2 protein-coding genes are annotated in these 1,700 nt (G+C 66.9%); one reads left to right on the plus strand and one right to left on the minus strand.

Going from position 1 to position 1,700, the window contains the following annotated elements; genetic code table 11:
* Positions 1–535 (minus strand): LVIVD repeat-containing protein (locus FXN61_RS49280; RefSeq protein WP_223165922.1); only part of this gene is annotated, 535 nt, incomplete at its 3' end.
* A gap of 312 nt (positions 536–847) precedes the next feature.
* On the opposite strand from FXN61_RS49280, the gene FXN61_RS49285 reads away from it, so the two are divergent.
* On the plus strand, positions 848–1,522 hold the full coding sequence (locus FXN61_RS49285; protein WP_167980615.1) for a nucleotidyltransferase domain-containing protein: 675 nt from the start codon (positions 848–850) through the stop codon (positions 1,520–1,522).
* Positions 1,523–1,700: the final 178 nt, after the last annotated feature.

A 1,700-nucleotide genomic window follows, 5' to 3' on the forward strand; every position in this document is an offset into this window, starting at 1 on the left:
TCTTCACCGGTGCGGCGGGGTTGGAGATGTCCATGATGTCGACGTCCGCGTTCTCCTCGTCGTCGACGAGCACGGCGTACGCCTTGTCACCGGCGTCCCACATGAAGGTGCTGTGCACCTCGTGCGCCAGTCCGGGGGCGTTGCGGCTCACCGGCTCGAAGTCACCGACGCCCTGCGCGAGGTACTTGTGCACCTTGGGGTTGGTGACGTCGACGAGCGTGATGCCGCCGACCGTGGTCGAGTTGATGTGGGTACCGCAGATCTCGTTGTTGAAGGCGAGCACGTCGCCGGTGAACTGCGGGGTGTCGATGCGGATGACCTGGGAGCCCTCACCGACGTAGCTGTCCTGGCCGGTGCGGATGAAGTTGATCTGCTTGGGCTTGGTGGGGTCCTTGATGTCGAAGACGTACATGCCGCCCTTCTGGCAGGACGGATCGCGGAACGCGGCCAGGTACGCGTAGCCGTTGTGGACCCCGACGTCGGCGACGCGGCCTTCGGTGTCCTGGTTGATGGCGGCCTTGCCGACGACCTTCACGTTGGCATTGCTCGCGGGCAGGTGCCCGTGGTCGCCACCGTGCTGGTCGTGCCCGTGCGTGGCCTCGGCGTGGTCGATTCCTCCGTCGCTGGAGACGATCCCGCCCGCCTCGTGGGCGACGGCGGCGGGGGGTGAGCAGGATCAGCGCGGAAAGCGCTGCGAGGAGTACCGGTCTGCGGCGGTGAGAGGACACAGATGCCTCCTATTGGTGCATTGTGAGCGGCGTCACTCTCCGTCGCTTCATGTCCGAACACAAGCTTTCCCCCGACTGTTTCGGTCCAGTACCTGTTGACCTGCGTACGGTTGGGTGACGTGATCACCGCTGAGCGCTACTTGGAGTTGCTGGACGACCACCTGCCGGAGTTGGTGGTGGGTGCGCACGTCTACGGCTCACAGGTCTTGGGAGATGTCGTTTCCGACTCGGATCTGGACATCGTGATCGAGCTTTCCGCGCCCGCTTCTTTGCCAGAGGTCCGCGGTGCGGATGTGGCCGCCGTGCTGGCCGGCTCGCTGGAGAAGCCGGTTTTCGACGTGAACCCACTGGCGGGCGAAGTGACGCCCGTGTTGTGGCAACAACTGCGGACGGTGGGACAGACCGTGCGTGGAGCACGGCCCACATGTCCGGGCACTGCCGCTGAGGTCGAGGCCTATTGCCGTGAAAACCTCATCAGCTACTGGATGCCGAACATCGAGCAGGGCCGCGCCGCCATGACGAACTGGCCCGCTGGCAAGTTGGTGCCGTGCGAGGGACTGCTGTGGGCGGGGCTGGGACCTGCGCGGTTGTGGCACACCATCCGGACAGGCGGGATCGTCAGCAAGTCGCGGGCAGGCGAACTGGCCGCGGCACGGTGGCCGGACCTGGCGCCGTTGATCATCGACCTGGTGGCGAGCCGTCGCGGCGAGGACGTTCCGCTGACCGTCGGCCACCTCCGCGCGTCTGTTGATCTGTTCGACCGGATCCTCGTGGACCTCGACGTAACGACGTGAGCCCGGCGGCCGAGAATTCCACGTGACCACCACCCCGGAGGAGCTGGGCTGCCTGGTGGGCGGCCCTGCCCGCGCCGCAGAGGTAGCGCTGGCCAGGCTGCTGCACGCGGGCCTGGTCCGGATCTCGCGCGAGGGCGTGGCCAGCGCGGTGCACGTGCCGGGACGCGGTCCCGCTTCG

This window comes from Lentzea indica, from assembly GCF_012184385.1.
Classification (GTDB): domain Bacteria; phylum Actinomycetota; class Actinomycetes; order Mycobacteriales; family Pseudonocardiaceae; genus Lentzea; species Lentzea indica.